The sequence below is a fragment of the Kribbella sp. CA-245084 genome, from assembly GCF_050942355.1.
Lineage (GTDB): Bacteria > Actinomycetota > Actinomycetes > Propionibacteriales > Kribbellaceae > Kribbella.
In genome coordinates, this window is the sequence record NZ_CP192053.1 from 7,478,969 (window position 1) to 7,501,832 (window position 22,864).

The following is a 22,864-nucleotide window of genomic DNA, read 5'->3' on the forward strand; positions in this document are numbered from 1 at the left end:
GACCCGCCTGTCAGGTGCGGCGCTCCGGACCATCGAAGGTCTCGTTTCTTGTCACAACCCATCCTCCGGCCACCACGGGTACGCCGCCATCGTGCCGGGCCGCACGATCCCTTCGAACCCGTCGGGGCACCGGATCTGCGGCCGGACCGCCATGAGGTGGTGCGCCTCAAACCCACCGAACTCATCCGCTTCCAAGGCCGCGCGCAGCATGCCGCAGTACTGATCCGCCGCCTGCAACCCGTCGAGTTGGCCCGGTCCAAGAAACGCAGGCCTACCTCGTAGGAGCTCCCAAGGCAGATCGGCCGAGTCACTCACCCGCAGTTTCTCGAACCACGCCAAGGTCTCCTCATGCCGGAATCCACGCACGTGGCCGAAGGTGATCACGACATCCCGTCGGCCTCCCGGCCATTCGTCCGCGGTGTCCAGGACTTGTTCGAGGACCCGGCCGGCTACGAAGTTGTAGAAGGCGACCTGGTCAGACATCGCTTCAGTGACGGCGGTCTTCTCGACCAGCACGATGTTGAGGATTACACCCTGCACTGCGGCGAGCTGCGATGCGACGAACTGTCTGCGCGGATATCGCTTCACGTGCTCGGTCCAGTGCAGCGGCTTGTTCGCGGGCACGGACAGCCTGCGCCGGCACTCGGCGATCGCACGCCGCATACCCGCGTCGTCCTCGTCGGCGAGGACCACCGCAACCATGCCGAAGTACCGCGACGATCTCGATGACAGGCCGCGGTCGCCGGTTTCGTCCACGTAGGCACGCACCAGCGGCCGTTCGAAGTACATGGAGCGACACCTTAGGCGTCATCCCACCGCCACGAAGGGCTTCGACCTGCACCTGTGGATATCTGCCCCGGGATGCCCCTGGATGCCCCCGGATCAGTGGGGAGGATCGGGTGGGATGTTCCCTTCTCGGACCCAGGTGATGTAGTCGTGGGCGCTCTCGACGACGGGGCGTAGCTGTAGGCCTGCGGTGAGGGATCGGGTGTTGGTTAGTTGGAAGGTGCCGTTGTTGGTGCCGTTGTGGGGGAGGTGGAAGCGGTCTTCGGTGGGGTGCCAGTTGATGGGTGGAGGGTTGGGTACGGCGGAGCGCCAGGCGTTGGCGAGATCGGTCATTCTGTGGGTGGGGCCGACGGCGTTGTAGGGGCCGCTCAGGCCCTCGACCGTCACGTGGAGGAGGAAGGCGGCCAGGTCTCGGGCGTCGATGTACTGGATGGGCTGGTCGGGGCGGGCCGCGCATTCGAGAGGCAACCCGTGGGCTAGAGCCCAGCCCCAGTTGCCGAAGTCGGGGTTGTGGGGGCCGACGACGAAGCCGGAGCGTACGGCGGCGGTGCAGGCGCCGAAGGTGGCTGCGAGCAACGATTCGTTGCGGACCTTCGACGGGCCGTAAAGATCCATCGTGAAGTGGTCCTCGGGTGCACCGCTGGGCCACGGCAACAGCGAGGCGTACTCCGTCATCCCCGGCGTGATCTTGCTGGCATAGACCGCGATCGACGACATGTACGTGTAGAAACCGCAGCGCTCCCGCAGGACCGAAGCGCTCAACGCGACGTCGCGGACGAGGAAGCCGGACATGTCGATCACGCCGTCCCACTCCCCCGTGGCCAGCACGTCGGGCGCCGCGCGTTCGCCGACGAGCCGGCGCACCGAAGGGAACAGCGATGGGTTCGTCTGGCCGCGGTTGAACAGCGTCACATCGTGGCCGGAGGCAAGCGCTGCCTCGACGACATGGCGGCCGAGGTTCTTCGTGCCGCCGAGGACAAGAAGCTTCACGACAAGGCCCCGACGACATCCGCGAGCTCAAGAAGCAGCCCGTCGATCCAACCCGACGACTCAGGGATCGTCCGCAGGCCTTCCTCAACGATGAAGCGCAACGCGACAAGGTAGAAGCATCCCCCGCCGACCAGCAGTTGCCGTTCGACCAAGGACAGATTGGTGCCTGCAGCATCGATGTAGTGGGCAACGATCGGAGCGCGGTCGAGACCGAGGGACTCGGCGTCGCGGAGCAGCGTGTAGAGGTCACTGAGGTGCGGAGCCAGATAAGCCCCAGGCCAGTCGATCGCAGTCCAGTGCACACCGTCGGTAACCAGGTTCTTCGGCACGAAGTCACCATGTACGACGCCAACCGGAGCGTCCCGGTGCAGCGCGGCCAGTGCCTCGGTCAGCGGGCTGAGGTCGAAGTCGATCCGCCCGATCCGGTCCGCCATGTCCTTCACGCGCTCCGGCGGGAACTCACTGCGCTGCGGCACCTCCCGCGACCGGATCGTCGCCGCCAACTCGGCAGCCGCAAGAAAGCCCTCCGCACTCGGCTCCTGCTCCAACGTCACCCGCCCGACATCCGCCAGCACCAGCACGCCCGCACCCGGAGAGCGATACCGATGCAGCAACTTCGGCGCCGGCAAGTCAAGCGGTACGACGAACCGCTCATAAGCGTCTGCCTCGTCTGCCTGACCGTCCGTACCGCGTTTGACGATCACGCTGCGCAGCCCGAAGGACAACCGCCACACCTCGGACGACCCCCACTGCCGCAACAGCTCCCCACCCAGCGCCCTGACATCAGGCGCCTTCGTAGCCTCGAGAACCGGATCCGACACGACCTCAAGCCAGGCGGGAAGCATCCGAAGAGTAGACCACGCCGCGCGCCAGACCGCCGCCGAATTAGGGTGTAGCCATGACCGAGAACGCCGTGCATGCCTGGGGCTTCGGCCTTGCGACCGTGACGACCGCTGGAGACGTCCTCGACGTCTGGTACCCGGCGCCCGCGCTCGGAGCGCGACCCGAGGACACCAAGGCGCCGGCCGAGCTGATCGCCGCCGAGGGCCACGACGACCTCCGTCAGGTGCGCCGTGAGGTGGTGACGACCCAGATCGTCCTGGACGAGGCCCCGAGCGGTACTGCGGACGCGTACCTCCGCCTGCACCTGCTCAGCCACCGCTTGGTCCGCCCGCACGGCGTCAACCTGGACGGCATCTTCGCCGCCCTCCCGAACAACGCCTGGACGTCCCTCGGCCCGGTCCCGGTCGACGAGATCGAGAACGTCCGGCTGCGGGCGCGCGCCGCGGGGCAGCACCTCGGCGTGACCAGCGTCGACAAGTTCCCGCGGATGACGGACTACGTCGTACCGTCCGGTGTCCGGATCGGTGACGCGGACCGCGTCCGGCTGGGTGCGCACCTCGCCGAGGGCACCACGGTCATGCACGAGGGCTTCGTGAACTTCAACGCCGGCACGCTCGGTACGTCGATGGTCGAGGGCCGGATCGTCGCCGGGGTCGTGGTCGACGACGGCAGCGACATCGGCGCGGGCGCGTCAATCATGGGCACGCTGTCCGGCGGCGGCAAGCAGGTCATCTCGATCGGCAAGCGCTGCCTGCTCGGCGCGAACGGCGGGACCGGCATCTCGCTCGGCGACGACTGCGTGGTCGAAGCGGGTCTGTACGTGACCGCCGGCACCAAGGTCACGCTCCCGGACGGCACCGCGGTGAAGGCCCGCGACCTGTCCGGCCAGCCCGGTCTGCTCTTCATCCGCAACTCGGTCACCGGCGCGGTCGAGGCGCGGCCGCGGAAGGGCGAGGGCATCACGCTCAACGAAGCGCTGCACGCCAACGCCTGACCTGTACGAAAGTATGACTTTGCCAACAAACGTGAGGCTGCACACGTCAACCAGTTCGTGATGGGCGAACTGGAACCTGTTCCCCGCCCTCGGACGTTGGGAGCGGTATGCCGTTGAAGCGTGGTGCTCTCGTGGCCGTGGGTGCCATTGGGGTGCTCAGCCTTGCCGTCGGCGTCGGTATCGCCTGGCTCGGCGGCAAGCAGGTGGGCAACCTCTTGCCTCCGCGGGAGCAGTGCACAGCTACGGTGAACGGGCAGATGGTCGTGCTCGACTTCGAGCAGGCCGAGTCGGCGGCGATCATCGCGGGCACCGCCGTACGGCGCGGTCTGCCGCCCCGCGCGGCGACGATCGCGCTCGCCACGGCGTACCAGGAGTCCGACCTGCGCAACCTGGCGCACGGCGACCGCGACTCGCTCGGGCTGTTCCAGCAGCGGCCGTCACAGGGCTGGGGTACGGCGACGCAGGTCCGGGACCCGTACTACGCGACCGGGAAGTTCTACGACGCGCTGGTGAAGATCAAGAACTACCAGACACTCGCGATCACGGTCGCCGCGGACAAGGTGCAGCGCAGCGCGTTCCCGACGGCGTACGCCGATCACGAGGCGGACGCTCGCGTCCTGGCGTCCGCGCTGACCGGGCAGTCGAAGAGCGTGTTCAGCTGCACCGTGAACAACGACTCGGCGCCTGCGGAGAAGATGGGCGCCAACGGGCTGACGCCGCGCGCCGACGCCGTCCGGAAGGATCTGGTCCGGACGTTCGGGAAGCTGTCGACCGGTGGGTACGCCGCGGGCGGGGTCTCGACCGGGCACATGGAGGGGTCGGCGCACTACGACGGACGGGCCGTGGACGTGTTCGTCCGGCCGATCTCGGCGGCCCACACCACGACGGGCTGGGCGATCGCGCAGTACCTGGTCGCGCGGGCCGACCTGCTGAAGATCAAGACGGTCATCTTCAGCGACAAGATCTGGACCGCCGGCGGCCGGTCGGACAGCGGCTGGCGGGACTACACGCCGCCGGAACGCTCGGGCGACCCGAAGATCCTCCGCCACCTCGACCACGTCCACGTGGACGTGCTGGACCAATAGAAATGGGACGCCCGACCGGACGTCCCATTTCCGTGATCAGGTGCTTACTCGCCGTGTTCCTGCGGGCGCAGGGCAGCGACCACCCTCACTCTTCTTTTCTACTTACTCGTCGTGTTCCTGCGGCGGGAGCGCGGCGATGAACGGGTGGTCCTTGTCGATCTTGCCGAGCTTGGACGCACCGCCGGGCGAGCCGAGGTCGTTGAAGAAGTCGACGTTCGCGGTGTAGTAGTCCTTCCACTGCTCCGGGGTGTCGTCTTCGTAGTAGATCGCTTCTACCGGGCAGACCGGCTCGCATGCTCCGCAGTCGACGCACTCGTCGGGGTGGATGTACAGCATCCGGTTGCCCTCGTAGATGCAGTCGACGGGGCACTCCTCGACACAGGCGAGGTCCTTCAGGTCAACACACGGCTGCGCGATGACGTAGGTCACTGCTACTCCTCCTATGACAGGCAAGCGCAGCGGGGGATTCGGGGTGCTGCGATGCGGTGATGCTCGTGTCTCTAGTATCACGGTAGTACTTCGTCCACTTTGCCAGGAGTCCGGATCGTGTCAGGCCTCGGTGCCCGTGATATCGGCCACCGTGTCGTCGTCCGGCACCGGATACCGGGCGGTCAGACCGATGTGATCGGCGTACTGCAAGCCTGGGAGCCCGACAGCCTGGCCGTCCGGCACGTGGACAGCACGGTGCACGAGATCCCGGCCGCGGACGTCACGGCGGCCAAAACGATCCCCGAGATGCCGCTCCGGCCGGTCGACGTCGACCAACTGTTCCTGACCACCGCCTTGGGCCGCCCGGCGGTCGAGCGGGCGTACATCGGCCACTGGTTGCTCCGGGCATCCTCGGGCTGGACGGGCCGGGGCAACTCACTTCTCCCGACGGGCAGCCCCGGGATGCCCGTAACCGATGTCCTCAGACAAGCGGAGGACTTCTACACCGAGCGAGGCCTTCCTCCACAGGCCCAGGTCCGCCTCGGCAGCCCGCAAGCCGAAGAGATTCAGGCCTGCGGCTGGGTGGACGCCCGGCCGGAGCAGTCCGACGTACTCGTTATGCACACCACGCTCGACCACTTGAACGACGAGCCTGGGTACGCCGTACAGCTGGCTGAGCGGCCGAATGCCCAGTGGTACGCGGCTGCTTTCGAAGGCCCAGTGCCGGAGGTAGCCCCGAAGGTTCTCGAGGGAGCCGCTAACGCAGTGTTCGCGTCGGTCACACTCGATGGGCAAGTTGTGGCGGTCGGGCGGGGGGCTATGACGGGACACTGGCTCGGCGTGGACGCGATCCGGGTGTGCGCCGACTACCGCCGCCGAGGGCTCGGTACAGCGATCGTGCAGGGGCTGGCGCGCTGGGCAGGGCCGCTCGGCGGGCGGCGTACGTACCTCGAGGTGCTGCTCGAGAACGCCGCCGCCATGGCGACGTACACGCGGCTCGGGTATCGCGAGGCGTACCGGTACCGCTATCTGACCAGTCGGTGAGCCGCACCGGCCCCGATGAGCGTCAGTACGACGAAACCCGCCAGCACAACCTCCAGCGCCCGGCTGGGGTCTGCAGCCAGCGCAGCGTAGGTAGAGCCGGCCAGCGCGACTCCCAGGGCTCCAGAGAGCTGTGCGTTCGTTGCGACCACTCCGGACAGGTCAGCGGCGTACTCCGAGGACATGCGCGACGTGACTGCACCAATGAGGGTGTTGGCGCTGATACCCAGCCCTAGCCCGCCAATGCCTAGCAGAGCGAACAGGAGCGGACCGGTGTGTCCGCCAAGAAGCAGATAGGCCAGCACGGAGACGTAGCCGGCAGTCAGGACCAGACAGCCGATCACAGGCATCAAACGCGCTCCCCTGCGCAGCCTCGGCAGGATCGGTCCAGCCAGACCAAACGCAGCCACCCAGACAACCATGGCGAAGCCGGAGTACGCCGGACCCTTGTGCAGACCGCCCTGCAGATAGAGGGCCAGTACGAAGAGCAGAGCGAAGTACGTACCGCTGGTGCACCCGTGGGCGAGCAGACCGGCGCGGACCGAACGGTCGGCCAACACCTGTCGCGCTACGAGCGGCCGGCCACCACGCGCTGCGGTACGCCGTTCGCCGTACTCGAAGAGCGCTAGTGCGGGCAGGCTGAGCAGGAGGCAGAGCCAGGACCACGTGGGCCAGCCGCGCTCGGAGCCGAGCAGGAGCGGCACGATGACGAGCAGAACCGTTGTGGACAAAGCAAGTACGCCGGTCAGGTCCAGGCGGTCGCGGCGCGCAACAGAATCGGCAGGCAACAAGCGACGACCTGCCACGGCCAGAGCGATGCCGATCGGCACGTTGACCAGGAAGATCGGCCGCCAGCCAGTGCCGAAGATATCCGCGGCGATCAGCACACCACCGAGCAGTTGACCGGCCACGGCTCCGCCGGACAGAGCGATCGAGAAGTAGCCGAGCGCCTTGAGCCGATCGCGGCCCTGGAAGTGCAACTGGATGCCACTGAGCACCTGCGGCACCATGAGCGCCGCACCAGCGCCCTGGACGAAGCGAGCGACCACCAGCGTGGTGATGCCGGGCGCGAGGCCGCACAGAGCAGATGCCGTGGTGAAGACGGTCAGGCCGAGCAGGAAAGTACGTCGGTACCCGAGCGACGAGCCGAGACGCGCGCCGGTGATCAACAGGACGGCGAACGCGACGACGTACCCGGAGACGACCAGGCCGACCGCACCCTCGGAGGCGTGCAGATCGGCGCCGATCGACGGGCCGGCGACGTTCGCGACCGCGGTGTCGATATTGGCCATGAACTGGCCGGTGAGCAGCACGGCGAGGATCGCGCCGCGGTTGACGGTTCGGGTCTCTGTGGTCAGCACGTCGATGGAACGGTGTAAGCCCACAGAGATGTGAGGGCAGTAGCATCCCGTGCCATGGCGGATCACGTGGTGGAGCGTCCGGAGTACCCCGGGGACTTCGAGGGGACCGTGCACGTCGAGTACAAGCCGCACCCGGACGACGGGGTGGCCGACCCGGGCGAGATCGTCTGGACCTGGGTGCCGTTCGAGGAGGACCACCACCGGGGCAAGGACCGGCCCGTGCTCGTGGTCGGCTCCGACGACGTCTACCTGCTGGCGCTGATCCTGACCAGCAAGGACCACGATCGCGACGCCGCCGACGAGGCGCGCTGGGGCCGGGTCTGGCTGGACATCGGCAGCGGGTCCTGGGACAAGGAGCACCGGCCCAGCGAGGTCCGGCTCGACCGGGTCCTACGCATCGACCCGCAGCAGGTACGCCGCGAAGGCGCCGTGATCGACGAACAGCTGTTCAACCAAGTGGCCGCAGAGCTCCACAAGCTCCACCGCAGCTGACAAACCTCAGCTAGCAAACTGAAGCTCGCGGACGTCAGCTTGCCGGACGGGTGGGCGGCTTGACCCGGCCCGGAGGCGTCGTGGTGCCGCCCGGCGGTGGTGTCGGGATGGTGCCTGGCTTCGGGCCGCAGCGGATGTCGTTGGCGGCGTTGTACTTCGTGGTGAACTGCTCGGTCTTGAGCCGCTGGCCGTTCTTCGCGAAGTACCGGTAGATGGTGATGTCGAAGCCTTGCGTCGGCGCCTGGGCCTCGCAGCCCGCGGCGGGGTTGTACTGGACGACCGGCTGCTTGAAGTTCGACTTCCCCGACTGTCCGGCGGTGATGTCCCAGACCTTGGTGCCCCAGATGATCACCCGGATGCTGCCCGAGCTCCCCGGGGTCGAGGGCTTGAAGACCGTCTGCACCAGGACCCCGTGACCGGAGTCGTTCAGGAACTTCAGGTCGACGTTCGGCCACGCGACCGTCGCCTCCCGCCCGACCGGGTAGCGCGAGATGTAGACGCTGTGCGCCTTGTGCTCGAGAACCTTCAGCCCGGCGAAGAAGGCCGCGTTGAAGGTGGTGGTCGCCGACTGCGAGACGCCGCCGCCGAGGTCCTTCTCGAACTTCCCGCCGCTGATGATGTAGCCCTCGGTGAACCCGTTCTCCTTGGTCCGTTCGCCGACGATCTTGTTCAGGCTGAACGTCTCGTTCGGCTTCAGCAGCGTCCCGTTGATCTTGCGCGCAGCCGTCCCGATGTTGGTGTTGCGGTACGGCGCGTGCGGGAACTGGGTCTGGAAATCGCCCATCTTCTGGGTGATCCCGAGCGCCGTCGCCTGCTCGGTGGTGAACGCCGCCTTGGTCGGCGTCAGCGGTACGGCGGCCCGTCGCTCACCGGTGGGCTTCGGGAGGATCGCCAGGATCGCCGCGCCGACCTTCGCCCGGTCGACGACCAGGCCGTCGACCGCCGGGACCACCTTCGGCCCAGCGCCGACGATCTGCACCGTCGCGTCCTTGGGCAGTGACTCGAGGGTCTTGAACCGCTGCAGGAACAACGGCTCCAGCAGCTTCGTCCGCAGGGCCGGGATGACCTGGCCCTCCTGCGCGGTCAGCCTCAGCGCCGGCGCGATCTCGGCCGGCTGCAGCTCGACCGACTTGGAGCCGACGGTCAGCCGGACCGGGCCGGACATGGCCGGCTCAGCGAAGTCCGTCAGCGCCTTCTTGATCGCGTCACTCCCGGCCTGCGGCTGGGTCACGCCGACCGGAAGATCCTTCGCGTTCCCGTCCGAGGGGTACGCCGCTACCACGGCCGCAGGCGCCTTCGCGGCATCCAACTGCAGCCCGGGGGCCGGCTGGTGCGTGACCGGCGTCGTGCCCTTGAACGTGATCGTGCCCTCGGTGGCCGGCCGGTTCACCTGAGCGGAAAGCTTGTCGATGGCGGCCTTGAGCCTCGCATCATCCTTCTCGACGACCGGCTTGACCGCGTCCCCGCCGGTGAGTGCGTGCCAGATCCGGGCCGGGGACAGGCTGCGGCCCGCTCCCGCGGCGTCGACGGTGGCATCGACGTCGACCGTCAGCCCGGCGTCGGCCGGTGCCACGGTGAACTTCGACTCGCCCGCCTTCAGCGCGATCGGAGCCGCGATCCGGTCCTTGAGACCGGCGTCCAGCTTGGACTTCGCGTCGTCCTTCGAGAGACCGCCGATCGGGATCCCGAGCACGGTCGTGTCACCGGGAATCTTGTCGCCGGCGAACGCGAACGCCGCCCCGTACCCCACGACGAGCACGCCGAGCCCCGCGGCGGCAATGATCCCCGCGAGCTGCTTTCTCCCCACCGGACGAAGTCCTCCTGCTCGAGCCGTGGTCAAGGCACAAGCGCACATCTTACGGGACGCGGAAGGGTCTTCCGACCGCCGGGGCAGCCCCTGATTGCCCCGCGGTAACGCTCAGTTTCCCGGGAGATTCCGGTAGTGACTGGAGTGGTAGATCAGCGCGCTCGGGTCGGTCGGCTCACCCGTGCCGAGGCTCAGCACCTCACCCACCACGATCGTGTGGTCGCCCCCGTCGTACGTCGCCCAGGTGCGGCACTCGAGCCACGACAGCGAGTCGTCGACCACCGGGCATCCCGTCTTCGGGCCGGCCGTCGTACCGATGCCGTCGAACTGGCTGTACAGATCCCGCCCGGACCGCGCGAACCGCTCCGCGATCTCCCGCTGCGCACCGGACAGCACCGACGCCGCCCAATAGCCGCAGTCGAGCACGGCGGCATGCATCCGCACGCCCTTGTCCACGCAGACGAGCACCAGCGGCGGGTCGAGCGACACCGAGGTGAACGCGTTCGCGGTCATCGCATGCGCGACGCCGTCCTGCAGCGTGCTCATGATCGTGATCCCCGACGCGAACCGTCCGAGCGCAGTACGGAACTCCGCAGGCGGGACGCTCCCACTGGGCTCGGATGAGGACACCACTGCAGGTTATGCCTGCCGGAAGGTTGATGCCTCAACCGAGCGTGTGGGAACGGTCACCTCACAGGTCGTCCGGCTGAATCGTCTAGAGGCCGGCGAACAGGTCGTGCTCGACGCCGTCCGGGCCTGGCGCTGGGGTGCCCTTGACCAGGCGGTACGGCTCGGAGCTCCAGATCTGGTTGCCGAGGTTGTTCGACAGGGCGAAGAACGGGCCGTCGACGGTGATCTGGGTGGCGTGCGCCTTCATCGCGTGCATCTTGCGGTCGACGAACTGCTCGCCGTCGATGATGCAGTCGATCAGCCGGTCCGGGGTGATCATCGGCGGCATCGGGCCGTCGGGGTCCATCCCCTCGAACGTCGTGGTGTCGCCGGCCTCGCGGAGCAGCCGCAGCTGCGAGCGCATCCGGGACTCGGCCATCGCCGTCCAGTAGATCTTCGGGATGTCCCAGGCCGGGCCGAGGTCCTCCCGGTACGAGCGCGCGGCAGCGAGGTCGGCGGCGTACGTCGCGACGCGGTGGGCCTTGATGTGATCAGGGTGGCCGTAGTTGCCCCACTGGTCGTAGGTCACCAGGACCTGCGGACGGAGCTCGCGGATCAGCGGGACCAGATCATTCGCCGCGGTGACGAGGTCGGCCTGCCAGAAGCTGTCCTTGCGGGTCTCGTGCGGGACGTCGGCGTTGCCCTCGTCGTTGTAGATCATCCCGGTGTCGCGATACTTGCCCGCGCCGCCGAGGAAGCGGTGGTCGGTGACTCCGAGCTCGGCCATCGCGTTGGCGAGCTCACCGATCCGGTGCTCGCCGAGGGCGTCGTCCTGGTCGGAGGCCAGGTGGGCGAGCTCGGGGACGAGGACCTCGCCCTCCTCACCGAGGGTGCAGGTGATCAGCGTGACGTGGGCGCCTTCAGCCACGTAGCGCGCCATCGTGGCACCGTTGTTGATGGTTTCGTCGTCCGGGTGGGCGTGCACCAGCATCAACCGGCGCTCAGCAAGCTCGACCATGCCGAAAAGCCTACGTCGGCCCTCAGACAGTTCTGTCAGCCGAACCGGCGGACGAGCAGGCAGCCCGCCTGGAAACGGGACTTCGCGCCGAGCCCGGCGATCAATGCGCTGATCTCGGCACGCACGGTCCGCAGCGACAGACCCAGGTCCCGGGCGATCGCGGCGTCCTTCGCACCGGTCGACATCATCCGGCCGATCGTGACCTGCCGGCTGGTCAGCTCCCTGACCGCGGCCGGGGTCCGCCGGTGCGACCCGAGTTCGTACACCTCGCACACGATCTCGGGCGCGCCAGATGGATTGAAGATGGCTTCCCTTCGCACCACCGGAACTGCCGGATACACCGACATACCTACTCCTCCCCAGAAGTCCTCAGGGCAGGATTCTCGTCGGCGGGTTGGACCACTCACCAGGTACAACCCATACAAACCACCCATACAGTTCCGCTGCGTGAGGTTTCGGTGGCGGACTGCGGTGTGACTTCTGCCACTCAGAGTCGGTCGCGCAAAGCCCGCACGAACGGGCGATCCGGCTCCAGCCAGTCCTTCTCGTCGAGCTCGGCCGGCCCGAACCAGCGCAGTTCCGCGTGCTCCCGCAGTGCCGGATCTCCGGCGACGGCCGTGGCCAGATAGACGTGCAGCCGGTAGTCCGCCGAGATGTCCACGCCCGGGCCGAGCGAGTCGCCGACCTTGATCTCCAGGTCGAGCTCCTCGCGGATCTCCCGTACCGCGGCCTGTTCGTCGGTCTCCCCCGGCTCGACCTTCCCGCCCGGGAACTCCCAGCCGCCACCCACCCGGTACGCCGCCAGCACCAGACCGTCCCGGACGACGGCGACTCCAACAACTGTCTGCATTGTCGCGACTCTGCCAGAAACTGTCCGCCGAGTCCGACATGATGCCCGTATGCCGTTGCAGAACAGGGTTCTGCCCACCCAGGAGATCGTAGCCGACGCAGGCCGCGGTCTCCTGATGGGCAATCGCGGCAGCCTGCACTCGCCCGACCGCCGCCTGGGCACGACCCGCTGGCGCTCGAAGGCGTGGATCTGCTGCGTCCTTGACTGGAAGGGGATCCGGCGCGATCCGATGCCGCCGGGACGCTGGACCGCGCTGTTCTTCTTCGACGAGGCCGTCGCTCTCGCCGCCGGGCATCGCCCGTGTCATTACTGCCGCCGCAGGGATTTCCTGCTGTACGCCGGGGCCTGGGCGCGCGGACGCGATCTCCCTGAGCGCCCGCGGGCGACGGAGCTGGACGCAGTACTGCACAGCGAACGGGTCGAATCGCGGACCCGACGGCAACGAACCACCACCCAGGACCTCGCCGACCTGCCGGACGGCGCGATGGTGCGGTTCGACGGACGTCCGGCGCTGGTGCTCGAGCAGCAGGTGCTGCCGTGGTCCTGGCAGGGGTACGGCGAGGCGCTGCGACCGCCCGGCCTGCACCAGGTCGAGACGCTTACCCCACCGGCGAATCTTCTTGTGCTGAAGGCCGGATTCGCTCCATTACTCCACCCCTCGGCACGGTCGCAACTGAGGTAACCCTAACCGGGAACACGCCGTACCGATGGGTCTTCCGTTGGGCGCTTCGCGGGGGCAAAGTGTGCCCATACTGACAGCTACATAACCATCACTGGAGTAGGCATGGGTGAAGGCAACAACAGCGTTGCCGCGGTCGCTCGCGCGCTCGAAGGGCTACACGGTGCCGTCGGCAAACTGAGCCAGGAGTACGGTGACACCCTTGGCATTCGCCGCCTGGTGTCCGACGTGGCCCGGCTGAGCGACGATCTCGCAGAGCTCGGCCCGCCCGACCCCAGGCACAGGCCCGGACCCGTTCCGGAGGAACTCGAGGAGATTCCCGACGTGGAGTATGACGCGTCCATGTGGACAGACGCGGAGCATGAAGGCTTCGGCGCGCCTGACAGGCACGCTCCCTGATGGCTACCGGAGTAGACAGCCCGGGCCGCGCGCAGATCGGCCTCAAGACCGCAAGAACGGATCGATGGTGGCTCGCGCCGCTGCGCATCGGCGTGATCCTGCTGTTCTTCGTCGTCTACGCGACGATCCGGATCTTCATGAACAAGTGGTACTGGGTCAGTGACTTCCACTACCTGACACCGCTGTACTCGCCCTGTGTCACCAGCAGTTGTGTCGAAGGCTCCAGCCACCTCGGCACCTGGTTCGGCGACTTCCCGCGGTTCGTGCCGTTCAGCCTGATCACGTTCGTGATCCTGGCCGGCTTCCGCGGCACCTGCTACTACTACCGCAAGGCGGGCTACCGGTCGCTGTTCTTCGCGCCGGCCGCGTGTGCGGTGCCCGAGCCGCACAAGACCTACACCGGTGAGCGCAAGTTCCCGCTGGTCGCGCTGAACCTGCACCGCTACTTCTTCTACGGCGCGCTGATCTTCGGTGTGCTGAACATCTACGACGGCGCCCAGGCCTTCCACGGCAAGGACGGCGGCTTCGGTATCGGACTCGGCACCCTGATCATCTGGGTCAACCTGGTCTGCCTGTGGCTGTACACGTTGTCCTGCCACGCCTGCCGCCACATCGTCGGCGGCCGGCTGAAGAACTTCTCCAAGCACCCGATGCGCTATCGGTACTGGACCTTCGTGTCCAAGCTGAACCCGAAGCACGGCACTTTCGCGATGACGTCGCTGTTCACCGTGATCCTGACCGACTTCTACATCATGGCCGTCTCGGCCGGATGGTTCTCCGACCTGCGCTTCATCAACTGACCGGGAATCTCGAGATATGACTGAGCTGGAACGACACTCCTACGACGTCGTCGTGATCGGGGCCGGCGGCGCCGGTCTGCGCGCGGCGATCGAGGCCCGTGAGCAGGGCAAGAAGACCGCGATCATCTGCAAGTCGCTGTTCGGCAAGGCGCACACGGTGATGGCCGAGGGCGGTTGCGCGGCCGCGATGGGCAACGCGAACTCCAACGACAACTGGCAGGTCCACTACCGCGACACGATGCGCGGCGGGAAGTTCCTGAACAACTGGCGGATGGCCGAGCTGCACGCGCAGGAGGCTCCCGACCGGGTCTGGGAGCTGGAGACGTACGGCGCGCTGTTCGACCGCACGCCCGACGGCCGGATCAGCCAGCGCAACTTCGGCGGCCACACGTACCCGCGGCTCGCGCACGTCGGCGACCGCACCGGCCTGGAACTGATCCGCACCCTGCAGCAGAAGATCGTCTCGCTGCAGCAGGAGGACTTCGAGGCCACCGGCGACTACGAGGCCAACCTCAAGGTGTACGCCGAGTGCACGATCACCGAGCTGATGAAGGACGGCGACGCGATCTCCGGCGCCTTCGGGTACTGGCGTGAGTCCGGCCGGTTCATCCTGTTCGACGCCCCCGCCGTCGTGCTGGCGACCGGTGGTGTCGGCAAGTCCTTCAAGGTCACCTCGAACTCCTGGGAGTACACCGGTGACGGGCACGCGCTGGCCATGCGGGCCGGCGCGACGCTGATCAACATGGAGTTCATCCAGTTCCACCCGACCGGCATGGTCTGGCCGCCGTCGGTGAAGGGGATCCTGGTCACGGAGTCGGTCCGCGGCGACGGCGGCGTACTGAAGAACTCCGAGGGCAAGCGGTTCATGTTCGACTACGTGCCGGACGTGTTCCGGGCGCAGTACGCGGACAACGAGGAAGAGGCCGACCGCTGGTACAAGGACGCCGACAACAACCGGCGCCCACCGGAGCTGCTGCCGCGGGACGAGGTCGCACGCGCGATCAACTCCGAGGTGAAGGCCGGCCGGGGTACGCCGCACGGCGGTGTCTTCCTGGACGTGTCGACCCGGCTGCCGGCCGAGGAGATCACCCGGCGGCTCCCGTCGATGCACCACCAGTTCAAGGAGCTGGCGGACGTCGACATCACCAAGGAGCCGATGGAGGTCGGTCCGACCTGCCACTACGTGATGGGCGGCGTCGAGGTCGACCCGGACACCGCGTCGTCGACGGTGCCCGGTCTGTTCGCGGCCGGTGAGGTTGCCGGCGGCATGCACGGCTCGAACCGGCTCGGCGGCAACTCGCTGTCCGACCTGCTCGTCTTCGGACGGCGGGCCGGCATGGGCGCCGCGACGTACATCGACAGGCTGCAGGAGCGGCCGAAGATCGACGAGGCCGATGTGGACGCGGCCGCGGTCGAGGCGCTGGCGCCGTTCGAGCTCGAGGGCGGCGAGAACCCGTACTCGATCCACCAGGACCTGCAGCAGTCGATGAACGACCTGGTCGGCATCATCCGCAAGGAAGAGGAGATGGAGCGTGCGCTCGGCCGGCTGGCCGAGTTCCGCGGCCGGATCGCGAAGATGACGGTGGAGGGTCACCGTCAGTTCAACCCGGGCTGGCACCTGGCGCTCGACCTGCGGAACATGCTGACCGTGTCGGAGTGCGTGGCCGGTGCGGCGTTGCTGCGGCAGGAGTCGCGCGGCGGTCACACCCGCGACGACTTCCCGGGGATGTCGCCGGAGTGGCGCAAGAAGCTGCTGGTCTGCAAGCTCGACGCCGAGGGCCACGTGAACGTCACCGAGGAGCAGCAGATCCCGATGCGCGAGGACCTGCTGGAGCTGTTCGAGCTCGACGAGCTATCGAAGTACCTGACAGATGAGGAGCTGCCGGCCAAATGAGTTACAAGGGCAAATTCCGCGTCTGGCGCGGGGACTCCGAGGGCGGCGAGCTCAAGGACTACGAGGTCGAGGTGAACGAGGGCGAGGTCGTCCTCGACGTCATCCACCGGCTGCAGGCGACCCAGACGCCGGACATGGCGGTCCGGTGGAACTGCAAGGCCGGCAAGTGCGGCTCCTGCAGCGCCGAGATCAACGGCATGCCGAAGCTGATGTGCATGTGCCGGATGAACACGTTCGAAGAGGACGAGGTCGTCACGGTCACGCCGATGCGCACGTTCCCGGTGATCCGGGACCTGGTCACTGACGTCTCGTTCAACTACCAGAAGGCCCGCGAGATCCCGGCCTTCAAGCCGCCGGCGGACCTGAAGCCGGGCGAGTACCGGATGCAGCAGGTCGACGTCGAGCGCTCGCAGGAGTTCCGCAAGTGCATCGAGTGCTTCCTGTGCCAGGACACCTGCCACGTGATCCGGGACCACGAGGAGAACAAGGAGTCGTTCTCCGGTCCCCGGTTCCTGATGCGCGTCGCCGAGCTGGACATGCACCCGCTCGACGCCGCCGACCGGCAGCACGCGGCCCAGGACCAGCACGGCCTCGGCTTCTGCAACATCACCAAGTGCTGCACCGAGGTGTGCCCCGAGCACATCAAGATCACCGACAACGCGCTGATCCCGATGAAGGAGCGCGTCGCCGACCGCAAGTACGACCCGATCGTCTGGCTCGGCAACAAGATCCGCCGCCGCCCGGCCTGAGGTAGCTGACAGCACGGCCCCGGAACCGAACCCTGGTTCCGGGGCCGTTGTCTTGCCGGGGCAGCTTCCCCCGTGTGGGGGAACCGGGCGCCCTGGTCCAGCCCCTATCGTTCCGGACATGGACGTTGTGGTCGGGGGCTTGTTCAGCCTGGGTGTGTTCCTGGTGATCTTCGTGCCGGTCGCGCAGCGGTTGCTGGGCGTGCGGTTCGGGGTGGTGCGGATGGTGCTGGCCGCCGCGATCACGCTGAGCCTGTTCAGCCCGATCGCCAACGCGCTGGTCGGCAAACCGCCGTACACCGGGTCGAACGGCGTGGCGATCGCGTTCCTGGTGCTGACGACGCTGTTCTCGATGCTGGCCGGGCTGGTGTTCCTGGTTCTGGCCGAAGCGCTGTGCCGACCGGGTCGTTGCCTCGGGCCCGCGATCTGCGCCGGGATGTGAGCGGCCGGATCGCCCGCACCCGGCGGTACCTGCAGATCCTCCGGATCGCGATCAAGCACGGCCTCGGACCGTACCTCCGCGGCCGGCGTCGCCCAGGTCGGGAGAACGCCGCGGGCCAGGCCGACCTGGCGCGCTCGCTGCGGCTCGCGCTCGACGAGGCCGGCGTCACGTTCGTGAAGCTCGGCCAGGTGCTCTCCACCCGCAGCGACATCATTCCCAGCGCAGTTGCCACCGAGCTCAGCCGGCTTCAGGACCAGGTCTCCCCCGCTCCCTGGCCGGAGATCGAGCAGGTCCTCACCGAAGAGCTCGGCGCCCCGCCCCGCCAGGTGTACGCCGACTTCGACAGCGAGCCACTCGCCGCCGCCTCGGTCGCGCAGGTCTACACGGCACGCCTGCCCGACGGCCCGCGGGTTGTGGTCAAGGTCCAGCGCCCTGGTATCGCCGGCGTCGTCGACCGGGATCTCGACATCGTCCGCCGCCTCGCCCGCCTGCTCGAGCGGAACACCGACTGGGGCCGCTCGATGGGCGTCCGCGCTCTCGCCGACGGGTTCGCCGACGCGATGCGCGAGGAGCTCGACTTCACTGTCGAGGCCGGCAACATGACCACGGTCGCCGCCGGTCGTTCCGTTGCTTCCAGCAACGACCTCGTCGTACCGCAGCTGTACCCGGACCAGTTGACCCGGCGCGTCCTCACGATGGAGCGCCTGGACGGTATAGGCCTCGGCAAGGCGCGGCAGGCGATCGCCGACCGGGGCCTCGATCCGGTCCGCCTCGGACGCTCGCTCTTCGACTGCCTGCTCGGGCAGGTCGCGATCGACGGCGTCTTCCACGCCGACCCGCACCCTGGCAACTTCCTGCTGCTCACGGACGGTCGGATCGGCATGCTCGACCTCGGTTCGGTCGGCCGCCTCGACCCCGCTACCCGCGACGCCTTGCAGCGCTTCCTGCTGGCGATCGACCACGGCGATCCGGTCTCCGCGACCGATGCTTTGCTCGAGATCGTCTCCCGCCCCGACGTCATCGACGAACGCGCTCTCGAGCGGGCTGTCGGCCAGTTCATGACTCGGCACCTCGCGGCCGGGGTCACGCTCGGGCCGGCCATGTTCAATGACCTGTTCAAGATCATCACGTCGCACGATCTCGGCGTACCGCCTGAGGTCGCCGCCGTGTTCCGTGCGCTGGCGACGATCGAGGGCACGATCTCGCGCATCTCCCCCGGATTCGATTTGGTTGCCGCGTCGCGTCAGTTTGCGGCGGCCCACGTCACGGATCGCCTTGCCCCGGACGCGCTACGCCGTACGGCGACCGAGGAACTGGCGACGCTGTTGCCGATGTTGCGACGGCTGCCGCGGCGGATCGACCGGATCGCGGCCGCTGCGGAGAGCGGACGGCTCGGCGTCAACGTCAGGCTCCTCGCCGACGACCGCGACCGCCGGCACATCACCGGTCTGCTCCACCAGGCCTTGCTGGCGATCCTCGGCGCGACCGCCGGGCTGATGGCCGTGCTCCTGCTCGGTACGCCGGGCGGGCCGCAGGTCACGGCGTCGATGACGCTCTACCAACTGATCGGCTACAACCTGCTGGTGATCTGCGCCGTCCTCGTGCTCCGCGTGCTGGTGCTGATCTTCCGTCTGCCACGCCACTTGACTTAAACCTAACTTGAACTTTGACCATATCCTTCATGCCCTCCACCACTGAGTCCCGCCCCAGGCTGTTCACCGGACAACACCTGCCCTTGGTGCTCGGCGTGATCGGTCTGGTCACGCTCGGCGCGTTCGAGAACCGTGCGGTCGGTACGGCGCTGCCGACGATGGTCCGCGAGTTCGACGCGCTCGGCAGCTTCGGTCTCGCGAACGCGGCGCCGAACGCGAGCTACCTGATCTCACTCGCGATCGCCGGCCTCTGGTCCGACCGCCGCGGACCGATCCCGACCCTGCGCGCGGGCGCGATCTCGTTCGCACTCGCCCAGATCCTGGTCGGGACCGCGACCGCGATGCCGATGGTCGTCGCCGGCCGCCTGCTCAGCGGCCTGGCCGAGGGGCTGCTCGACGTCTCGCTGGTCGTGCTCGTGGCCCGCGCGCTTCCCGCCGTACTGCGGCCGCGGATGTTCTCGTTGTTCGCCGCGATGTGGATCCTGCCGTCCGTGCTCGGACCTGTGCTGACCGGTGTGGTCACCGAGCAGTTCGGCTGGCGCTGGGTCTTCCTCGGCGCGATCGTCCTGCTCGTCCCGAGCTGGCTTCTGCTCGGCCCGGCGATGCGCCAGTCGGCGACCGCAGAGGCACCCGAACGCACCGCCGATGACGTCGCCGAGCTCGAGGCGTGGCGGGCGGCACTCCCCTGGGCCCTCGCCGCGTCCGTCGCGCTCTTCTCCATGACGCTGGCCGGTGACCACCTGGAGGCCCATCCGATTATCAGCGGTACGGCGGTCGTCGTGGCGCTCGCCGTACTCGCGCGAGCCGCCGTACGCGTGATGCCCGTGGGCATGTTCGTCGCCCGACGTGGCTTCCCGGCCGTGGTCGCAGTACGCGCATTGGGTGGGGCTGCATTCGCCGTCTCCGGTGCGTACCTCCCGCTGTTGCTGACGCTCCAGCACCACTTCAGCCCGTCCAAGGCCGGTGTGACGTTGTCGATCACTGGGGTGTGCTGGGCGTTCGGGTCCTGGCTGCAGGGCCGCGAGCACGGGATCGAGAGAGTCACCGTACTGCGGACCGGACTGGCCTTCATGGCAATCGGACTGCTCGTCACCTCGTTGCTGGCGTGGACGGACGGGACGACCTGGATCGGCCTGGTCGGCTGGGGCTTCGCGGGCATCGGAATGGGCCTCAGCTCGTCCAGCCTGTCCGTCCTCACGCTGGACCTGTCAGACCACAGCAACTCCGGCCGCAACAGCAGCGCCGGCCAGATGGCCGCGACGATGAGCATCGCGACCGGACTGGCCATCAGCGGGACGCTGCTGGCGTTCAACTCCGACAACCCGCACCCGTGGGTCTTCGGCTCGATCATCACCGCCGGCGGCGTACTCGCGCTCCTCGGCTTCCTGGCTGCGCCGCGCTGCCGCCGGGCCTGAGGGCAGGGCTAGAGTGAGCGCATGGCTGAGCTTCTGACCGACGACCAGATCGATCTCGCGATCCGCGACCACCTGCCGCAGTGGAAGGTCGTGGACAAGGAACTGGTCCGCGAGGTCAAGGCGCCTGCCTTCCTGGACGGCATCCGGCTGGTCGCGACCGTCGCGCAGCTGGCCGAGTCGATGAACCACCACCCGGACATCGACATCCGCTACACCACGATCACGTTCCGGGTCACCACCCACGACGCCGGCGGCATCACCGACGACGACCTGGTGCTGGCCCGGCACATCGATACCGCCGCCGGCTGACTTGTTCCCGTCATGACGCTTGTCCGCCAGGACAAGCGCTGGTCCGGCATGCCCGGAAACGCCTTGAATCTAAGGCATGACCGCCCTAGGTAGTGCTCTCACCGTCCTGCTTGCACTCGTTCCATCCCAAGCGGACCCCGGCTGGTTCTGGAACGCTCCGCACTGCGACACCGTGTACGGCGACGGCTCGGTGACCATCACCGAGTCCGACGGCGAGACCCTCGCGCCGACAACCGGCAAGCTGCGCGCCGTCACGTACGCGAAGGTCGCCGCGCTCCAAGAGCCGAACACGCTCATCACCATCGGCAAGCAGTCCATCCAGCGCTCCAGCGACGCCGGCTGCAGCTGGCAGTTGCTCGACAAGGCGCCTGACGACCTCACCACGTACGACGTCCAGCCCGGGCCGGGCGATTCGGCGTACATCTACAGCGTCAACGACCAGCCGATCCATCGCGTGCACGGGTCTCAGGTCAGCACAGTGCTCGGACCGGTCGATGGCGGCGGGCTGGCCGCGCTGGACGCACGGGCTGGGCGACTGCGCGTCGTTGCCGGCGACGGGCAGCTGTACGACTCGGCGGACGACGGCGTGACGTGGCGGCGCACCGGCGTACTGCCTGCTCACGATCTCTTCGTGTACGACGCTGTCGTGGACCCGCGGAACCCGGACCACATCGTCATCGGCGTGATGTCGGACGGTGTCTATGTCACGTACGACGGCGGGCGCAGCTGGACCCGCTCGCGGCCCGTCGAGCGGGTGAATGCGTTCAGTCTGACGATCTCGCCGGCCGATCCGTCGAAGGTGTGGATGGAGGGGTACGACCGGGACCGGGCGACGCGGTTCATCTGGGAGTCGACCGACGGCGGACTGAAGTTCCGCGAGGTCCTGGACCAGAGCCGGGCCGACCTGATCAACGGCAACAAGATGTGGGCGTCGCCGGTCGACCCGGACCTCATCTACTTCAGCTACGGCACGTCCTTCGCGAACTTCGGCGCCGACCTGTACCGCTTCCGCCCCTCCACCGGCGACCTCACCAAACACCACAACCGCAACGACGGCATCCCGTCCCTCGCCTTCAACCCCTCCAACCCAAAGATCCTCTACCTAGGCCTCGCCGAAGAACGCTGACAAGATCCCCAGACTGCCTACGCCCGCGCCGAGCCTGCCCAGACACCACCAGACCCGGTGTCGGGTTCGTCGAGTCGTGGGTTCTGGCGATTTTTGGCAGCCGCTGTCCACGACTCGGCGTACCGGCCCGGGGCCCTTCTCCACGACTCGGCGAACCAGCCGACCGGGTGGCCGCCGGCGTCGGTGACAGCTCTGTCAGCGGATGTCAGTCCAGCGGGCTCCGGTCCAAGGTGGCAGGTCGAGCGAGCGGGATGCCCAGCTGAGGCAGATCACGGCGATACGTTGAAGGATCGTGCGGAGCCTGCGCCTCGTGAGCGACGACGGAGGATGCGGCCGATGCCAGTCAATTGGCTCTTTGCCTGGTGTTGGCGCCGGCCGCATTCGACGAACGGGATCGCCGGGTTGTGGGTTTCGGTCAGCCGACGAAGGCGATTGTGTTGCCGTCTGGGTCGCGCACGATGAAGTCTGTGCCGCCCCAGGCTTGTTTGGTGAGCTTCTGGGCCAGCTCCACGTCCGCCGCGAGATACTCGGCGTACAACTCCTTGACGTTTCTGGTTTCGATGAAGGCCATGATGAGCCCTTCCTCGCGCGCGGCGTCTGGAGCGAGCACCGGCTGATGCACGAACCGCAAGTGCAAGGTGGCGTCGTCGCGCGACACCGAGCCATAGAACGGCGGGTGCCCGTGCAGAAAGTCGACGCGGAACCCGAGGCGATCGCGATAGAACTCGGCGGCCGCCTGTACATCGCGAACGAACAGGACCGGCCGCGCGGCGTCGAGCACGACAGGCTTCGGAGTCTCGGGCGGTCGTGGCGAGCTATCGACGGCCGCCCTCAGCGCGGCCCAACTGTCGTAGCCCGCCTCGAGCGCAATGACCTCCTGCGCCTCCGCCAGCTTGAAGTCCAGCGCGAGCGATTCGTGATCCGTCACATCGCCGTATCGCGGCAGCTGGCGGATACGGCCACCGACCGAGTGGTTGCCGTCGCGTTGCCAGCGCAGAAGTTGCTTGGCTTGCTTCTTGTACGTTTCGAGTGTGGGCATGGCGTCCTTCCCAGGGTTGAGCTGGAATAGGTGGGCCTTGCCCTTTCGGCGTCTCGCG

At 67.7% G+C, this 22,864-nt stretch carries 25 protein-coding genes; 14 read left to right on the forward strand and 11 right to left on the reverse strand.

All coding sequences use genetic code 11. The features are described from left to right. Positions 1–51: 51 nt before the first annotated feature. From ACQPYH_RS35495 to ACQPYH_RS35505, 3 genes are all read right to left on the reverse strand, one after another. Positions 52–789, reverse strand: coding sequence for a DUF3800 domain-containing protein (locus tag ACQPYH_RS35495; protein ID WP_432880563.1), 738 nt, complete (start codon positions 787–789; stop codon positions 52–54). A 93-nt stretch (positions 790–882) separates the two neighbouring features. Beyond that, positions 883–1,776, reverse strand: coding sequence for an NAD-dependent dehydratase (locus ACQPYH_RS35500; RefSeq protein WP_432880566.1), 894 nt, complete (start codon positions 1,774–1,776; stop codon positions 883–885). Beyond that, the gene (locus ACQPYH_RS35505; RefSeq protein ID WP_432880569.1) at positions 1,773–2,621 is read right to left on the reverse strand and encodes a phosphotransferase family protein; all 849 of its coding nucleotides are present in this window, start codon (positions 2,619–2,621) and stop codon (positions 1,773–1,775) included. Before ACQPYH_RS35505 ends, ACQPYH_RS35500 begins: the two co-directional genes overlap by 4 nt. Positions 2,622–2,674: 53 nt before the next feature. Between ACQPYH_RS35505 and dapD the strand changes: the two genes are divergently transcribed. Beyond that, positions 2,675–3,613 carry a 2,3,4,5-tetrahydropyridine-2,6-dicarboxylate N-succinyltransferase gene (gene dapD / locus ACQPYH_RS35510; RefSeq protein ID WP_432880572.1) on the forward strand — a complete coding sequence of 313 codons (939 nt, stop codon included), beginning with the start codon at positions 2,675–2,677 and terminating at the stop codon, positions 3,611–3,613. A gap of 137 nt (positions 3,614–3,750) precedes the next feature. Next, positions 3,751–4,698 carry a hypothetical protein gene (locus tag ACQPYH_RS35515; protein WP_432880575.1) on the forward strand — a complete coding sequence of 316 codons (948 nt, stop codon included), beginning with the start codon at positions 3,751–3,753 and terminating at the stop codon, positions 4,696–4,698. A 102-nt stretch (positions 4,699–4,800) separates the two neighbouring features. On the opposite strand, the gene fdxA is transcribed toward ACQPYH_RS35515, so the two are convergent. After that, positions 4,801–5,127 carry a ferredoxin gene (gene fdxA / locus ACQPYH_RS35520; RefSeq protein ID WP_012923087.1) on the reverse strand — a complete coding sequence of 109 codons (327 nt, stop codon included), beginning with the start codon at positions 5,125–5,127 and terminating at the stop codon, positions 4,801–4,803. A 117-nt stretch (positions 5,128–5,244) separates the two neighbouring features. Between fdxA and ACQPYH_RS35525 the strand changes: the two genes are divergently transcribed. Further along, positions 5,245–6,171 carry a GNAT family N-acetyltransferase gene (locus tag ACQPYH_RS35525; RefSeq protein WP_432880578.1) on the forward strand — a complete coding sequence of 309 codons (927 nt, stop codon included), beginning with the start codon at positions 5,245–5,247 and terminating at the stop codon, positions 6,169–6,171. On the opposite strand, the gene ACQPYH_RS35530 is transcribed toward ACQPYH_RS35525, so the two are convergent. Further along, positions 6,153–7,529 carry an MFS transporter gene (locus ACQPYH_RS35530; RefSeq protein ID WP_432880580.1) on the reverse strand — a complete coding sequence of 459 codons (1,377 nt, stop codon included), beginning with the start codon at positions 7,527–7,529 and terminating at the stop codon, positions 6,153–6,155. The genes ACQPYH_RS35525 and ACQPYH_RS35530 overlap by 19 nt on opposite strands. Before the next feature lie 54 nt (positions 7,530–7,583). Between ACQPYH_RS35530 and ACQPYH_RS35535 the strand changes: the two genes are divergently transcribed. Then, positions 7,584–8,021 carry a type II toxin-antitoxin system PemK/MazF family toxin gene (locus tag ACQPYH_RS35535; RefSeq protein ID WP_432880583.1) on the forward strand — a complete coding sequence of 146 codons (438 nt, stop codon included), beginning with the start codon at positions 7,584–7,586 and terminating at the stop codon, positions 8,019–8,021. A gap of 34 nt (positions 8,022–8,055) precedes the next feature. Here the strand turns inward: ACQPYH_RS35535 and ACQPYH_RS35540 are convergent, their stop codons facing one another. From ACQPYH_RS35540 to ACQPYH_RS35560, 5 genes are all read right to left on the reverse strand, one after another. After that, a complete protein-coding gene (locus ACQPYH_RS35540; RefSeq protein ID WP_432880585.1) occupies positions 8,056–9,828 on the reverse strand; it encodes a VanW family protein in 1,773 nt (590 codons plus the stop codon). 111 nt (positions 9,829–9,939) lie between these two features. Further along, positions 9,940–10,458, reverse strand: coding sequence for a flavin reductase family protein (locus ACQPYH_RS35545; RefSeq protein ID WP_432880588.1), 519 nt, complete (start codon positions 10,456–10,458; stop codon positions 9,940–9,942). 85 nt (positions 10,459–10,543) lie between these two features. Continuing rightward, positions 10,544–11,455 (reverse strand): N-acetyl-1-D-myo-inositol-2-amino-2-deoxy-alpha-D-glucopyranoside deacetylase, encoded by a 912-nt coding sequence (mshB, locus tag ACQPYH_RS35550; RefSeq protein ID WP_432880591.1) that lies wholly within the window; start codon positions 11,453–11,455, stop codon positions 10,544–10,546. A 35-nt stretch (positions 11,456–11,490) separates the two neighbouring features. Next, positions 11,491–11,802: a response regulator transcription factor gene (locus ACQPYH_RS35555; RefSeq protein WP_432880594.1), complete on the reverse strand. Its 312-nt coding sequence runs from the start codon at positions 11,800–11,802 to the stop codon at positions 11,491–11,493. A 140-nt stretch (positions 11,803–11,942) separates the two neighbouring features. Then, positions 11,943–12,305, reverse strand: a complete 363-nt coding sequence (locus tag ACQPYH_RS35560; RefSeq protein WP_432880597.1) for a (deoxy)nucleoside triphosphate pyrophosphohydrolase — start codon at positions 12,303–12,305, stop codon at positions 11,943–11,945. Between the two features lie 49 nt (positions 12,306–12,354). Between ACQPYH_RS35560 and ACQPYH_RS35565 the strand changes: the two genes are divergently transcribed. The 10 genes from ACQPYH_RS35565 to ACQPYH_RS35610 all read left to right on the forward strand — a co-directional run bounded on the left by ACQPYH_RS35565 (position 12,355) and on the right by ACQPYH_RS35610 (position 21,767). Then, complete coding sequence (locus ACQPYH_RS35565; protein WP_432880599.1) at positions 12,355–12,987, forward strand: hypothetical protein; 633 nt, start codon at positions 12,355–12,357, stop codon at positions 12,985–12,987. Between the two features lie 102 nt (positions 12,988–13,089). Beyond that, positions 13,090–13,383 carry a hypothetical protein gene (locus ACQPYH_RS35570; RefSeq protein WP_130440173.1) on the forward strand — a complete coding sequence of 98 codons (294 nt, stop codon included), beginning with the start codon at positions 13,090–13,092 and terminating at the stop codon, positions 13,381–13,383. Beyond that, positions 13,383–14,183, forward strand: a complete 801-nt coding sequence (locus ACQPYH_RS35575) for a hypothetical protein (RefSeq protein ID WP_432880601.1) — start codon at positions 13,383–13,385, stop codon at positions 14,181–14,183. Before ACQPYH_RS35570 ends, ACQPYH_RS35575 begins: the two co-directional genes overlap by 1 nt. Positions 14,184–14,199: 16 nt before the next feature. After that, positions 14,200–16,077 carry a fumarate reductase/succinate dehydrogenase flavoprotein subunit gene (locus ACQPYH_RS35580; protein WP_432880603.1) on the forward strand — a complete coding sequence of 626 codons (1,878 nt, stop codon included), beginning with the start codon at positions 14,200–14,202 and terminating at the stop codon, positions 16,075–16,077. Further along, a complete protein-coding gene (locus ACQPYH_RS35585) occupies positions 16,074–16,826 on the forward strand; it encodes a succinate dehydrogenase/fumarate reductase iron-sulfur subunit (RefSeq protein WP_432880606.1) in 753 nt (250 codons plus the stop codon). Before ACQPYH_RS35580 ends, ACQPYH_RS35585 begins: the two co-directional genes overlap by 4 nt. A 118-nt stretch (positions 16,827–16,944) precedes the next feature. Further along, positions 16,945–17,265 carry a hypothetical protein gene (locus ACQPYH_RS35590; RefSeq protein ID WP_432880608.1) on the forward strand — a complete coding sequence of 107 codons (321 nt, stop codon included), beginning with the start codon at positions 16,945–16,947 and terminating at the stop codon, positions 17,263–17,265. Further along, on the forward strand, positions 17,262–18,917 hold the full coding sequence (locus ACQPYH_RS35595) for an ABC1 kinase family protein (RefSeq protein WP_432880610.1): 1,656 nt from the start codon (positions 17,262–17,264) through the stop codon (positions 18,915–18,917). Before ACQPYH_RS35590 ends, ACQPYH_RS35595 begins: the two co-directional genes overlap by 4 nt. 29 nt (positions 18,918–18,946) lie before the next feature. After that, the gene (locus ACQPYH_RS35600) at positions 18,947–20,332 is read left to right on the forward strand and encodes an MFS transporter (RefSeq protein WP_432880613.1); all 1,386 of its coding nucleotides are present in this window, start codon (positions 18,947–18,949) and stop codon (positions 20,330–20,332) included. A 21-nt stretch (positions 20,333–20,353) separates the two neighbouring features. Continuing rightward, positions 20,354–20,641: a 4a-hydroxytetrahydrobiopterin dehydratase gene (locus ACQPYH_RS35605; protein WP_130440185.1), complete on the forward strand. Its 288-nt coding sequence runs from the start codon at positions 20,354–20,356 to the stop codon at positions 20,639–20,641. Positions 20,642–20,717: 76 nt separating this feature from the next. After that, positions 20,718–21,767 (forward strand): WD40/YVTN/BNR-like repeat-containing protein, encoded by a 1,050-nt coding sequence (locus ACQPYH_RS35610; RefSeq protein WP_432880616.1) that lies wholly within the window; start codon positions 20,718–20,720, stop codon positions 21,765–21,767. A 415-nt stretch (positions 21,768–22,182) separates the two neighbouring features. Here ACQPYH_RS35610 and ACQPYH_RS35615 read toward each other — a convergent pair whose 3' ends face one another. Continuing rightward, complete coding sequence (locus ACQPYH_RS35615; protein ID WP_432880619.1) at positions 22,183–22,806, reverse strand: bleomycin resistance protein; 624 nt, start codon at positions 22,804–22,806, stop codon at positions 22,183–22,185. Positions 22,807–22,864 lie beyond the last annotated feature (58 nt).

Coding starts and splice junctions, on each gene's coding strand:
- ACQPYH_RS35495 (WP_432880563.1), bottom strand. CDS start 789: ATGTACTTCGAACGGCCGCTGGTGCGTGCCTACGTGGACGAAACCGGC.
- ACQPYH_RS35505 (WP_432880569.1), bottom strand. CDS start 2,621: ATGCTTCCCGCCTGGCTTGAGGTCGTGTCGGATCCGGTTCTCGAGGCT.
- dapD (WP_432880572.1), top strand. CDS start 2,675: ATGACCGAGAACGCCGTGCATGCCTGGGGCTTCGGCCTTGCGACCGTG.
- ACQPYH_RS35535 (WP_432880583.1), top strand. CDS start 7,584: ATGGCGGATCACGTGGTGGAGCGTCCGGAGTACCCCGGGGACTTCGAG.
- mshB (WP_432880591.1), bottom strand. CDS start 11,455: ATGGTCGAGCTTGCTGAGCGCCGGTTGATGCTGGTGCACGCCCACCCG.
- ACQPYH_RS35555 (WP_432880594.1), bottom strand. CDS start 11,802: ATGTCGGTGTATCCGGCAGTTCCGGTGGTGCGAAGGGAAGCCATCTTC.
- ACQPYH_RS35560 (WP_432880597.1), bottom strand. CDS start 12,305: ATGCAGACAGTTGTTGGAGTCGCCGTCGTCCGGGACGGTCTGGTGCTG.
- ACQPYH_RS35565 (WP_432880599.1), top strand. CDS start 12,355: ATGCCGTTGCAGAACAGGGTTCTGCCCACCCAGGAGATCGTAGCCGAC.
- ACQPYH_RS35570 (WP_130440173.1), top strand. CDS start 13,090: ATGGGTGAAGGCAACAACAGCGTTGCCGCGGTCGCTCGCGCGCTCGAA.
- ACQPYH_RS35575 (WP_432880601.1), top strand. CDS start 13,383: ATGGCTACCGGAGTAGACAGCCCGGGCCGCGCGCAGATCGGCCTCAAG.
- ACQPYH_RS35580 (WP_432880603.1), top strand. CDS start 14,200: ATGACTGAGCTGGAACGACACTCCTACGACGTCGTCGTGATCGGGGCC.
- ACQPYH_RS35585 (WP_432880606.1), top strand. CDS start 16,074: ATGAGTTACAAGGGCAAATTCCGCGTCTGGCGCGGGGACTCCGAGGGC.
- ACQPYH_RS35590 (WP_432880608.1), top strand. CDS start 16,945: ATGGACGTTGTGGTCGGGGGCTTGTTCAGCCTGGGTGTGTTCCTGGTG.
- ACQPYH_RS35600 (WP_432880613.1), top strand. CDS start 18,947: ATGCCCTCCACCACTGAGTCCCGCCCCAGGCTGTTCACCGGACAACAC.
- ACQPYH_RS35605 (WP_130440185.1), top strand. CDS start 20,354: ATGGCTGAGCTTCTGACCGACGACCAGATCGATCTCGCGATCCGCGAC.
- ACQPYH_RS35610 (WP_432880616.1), top strand. CDS start 20,718: ATGACCGCCCTAGGTAGTGCTCTCACCGTCCTGCTTGCACTCGTTCCA.
- ACQPYH_RS35615 (WP_432880619.1), bottom strand. CDS start 22,806: ATGCCCACACTCGAAACGTACAAGAAGCAAGCCAAGCAACTTCTGCGC.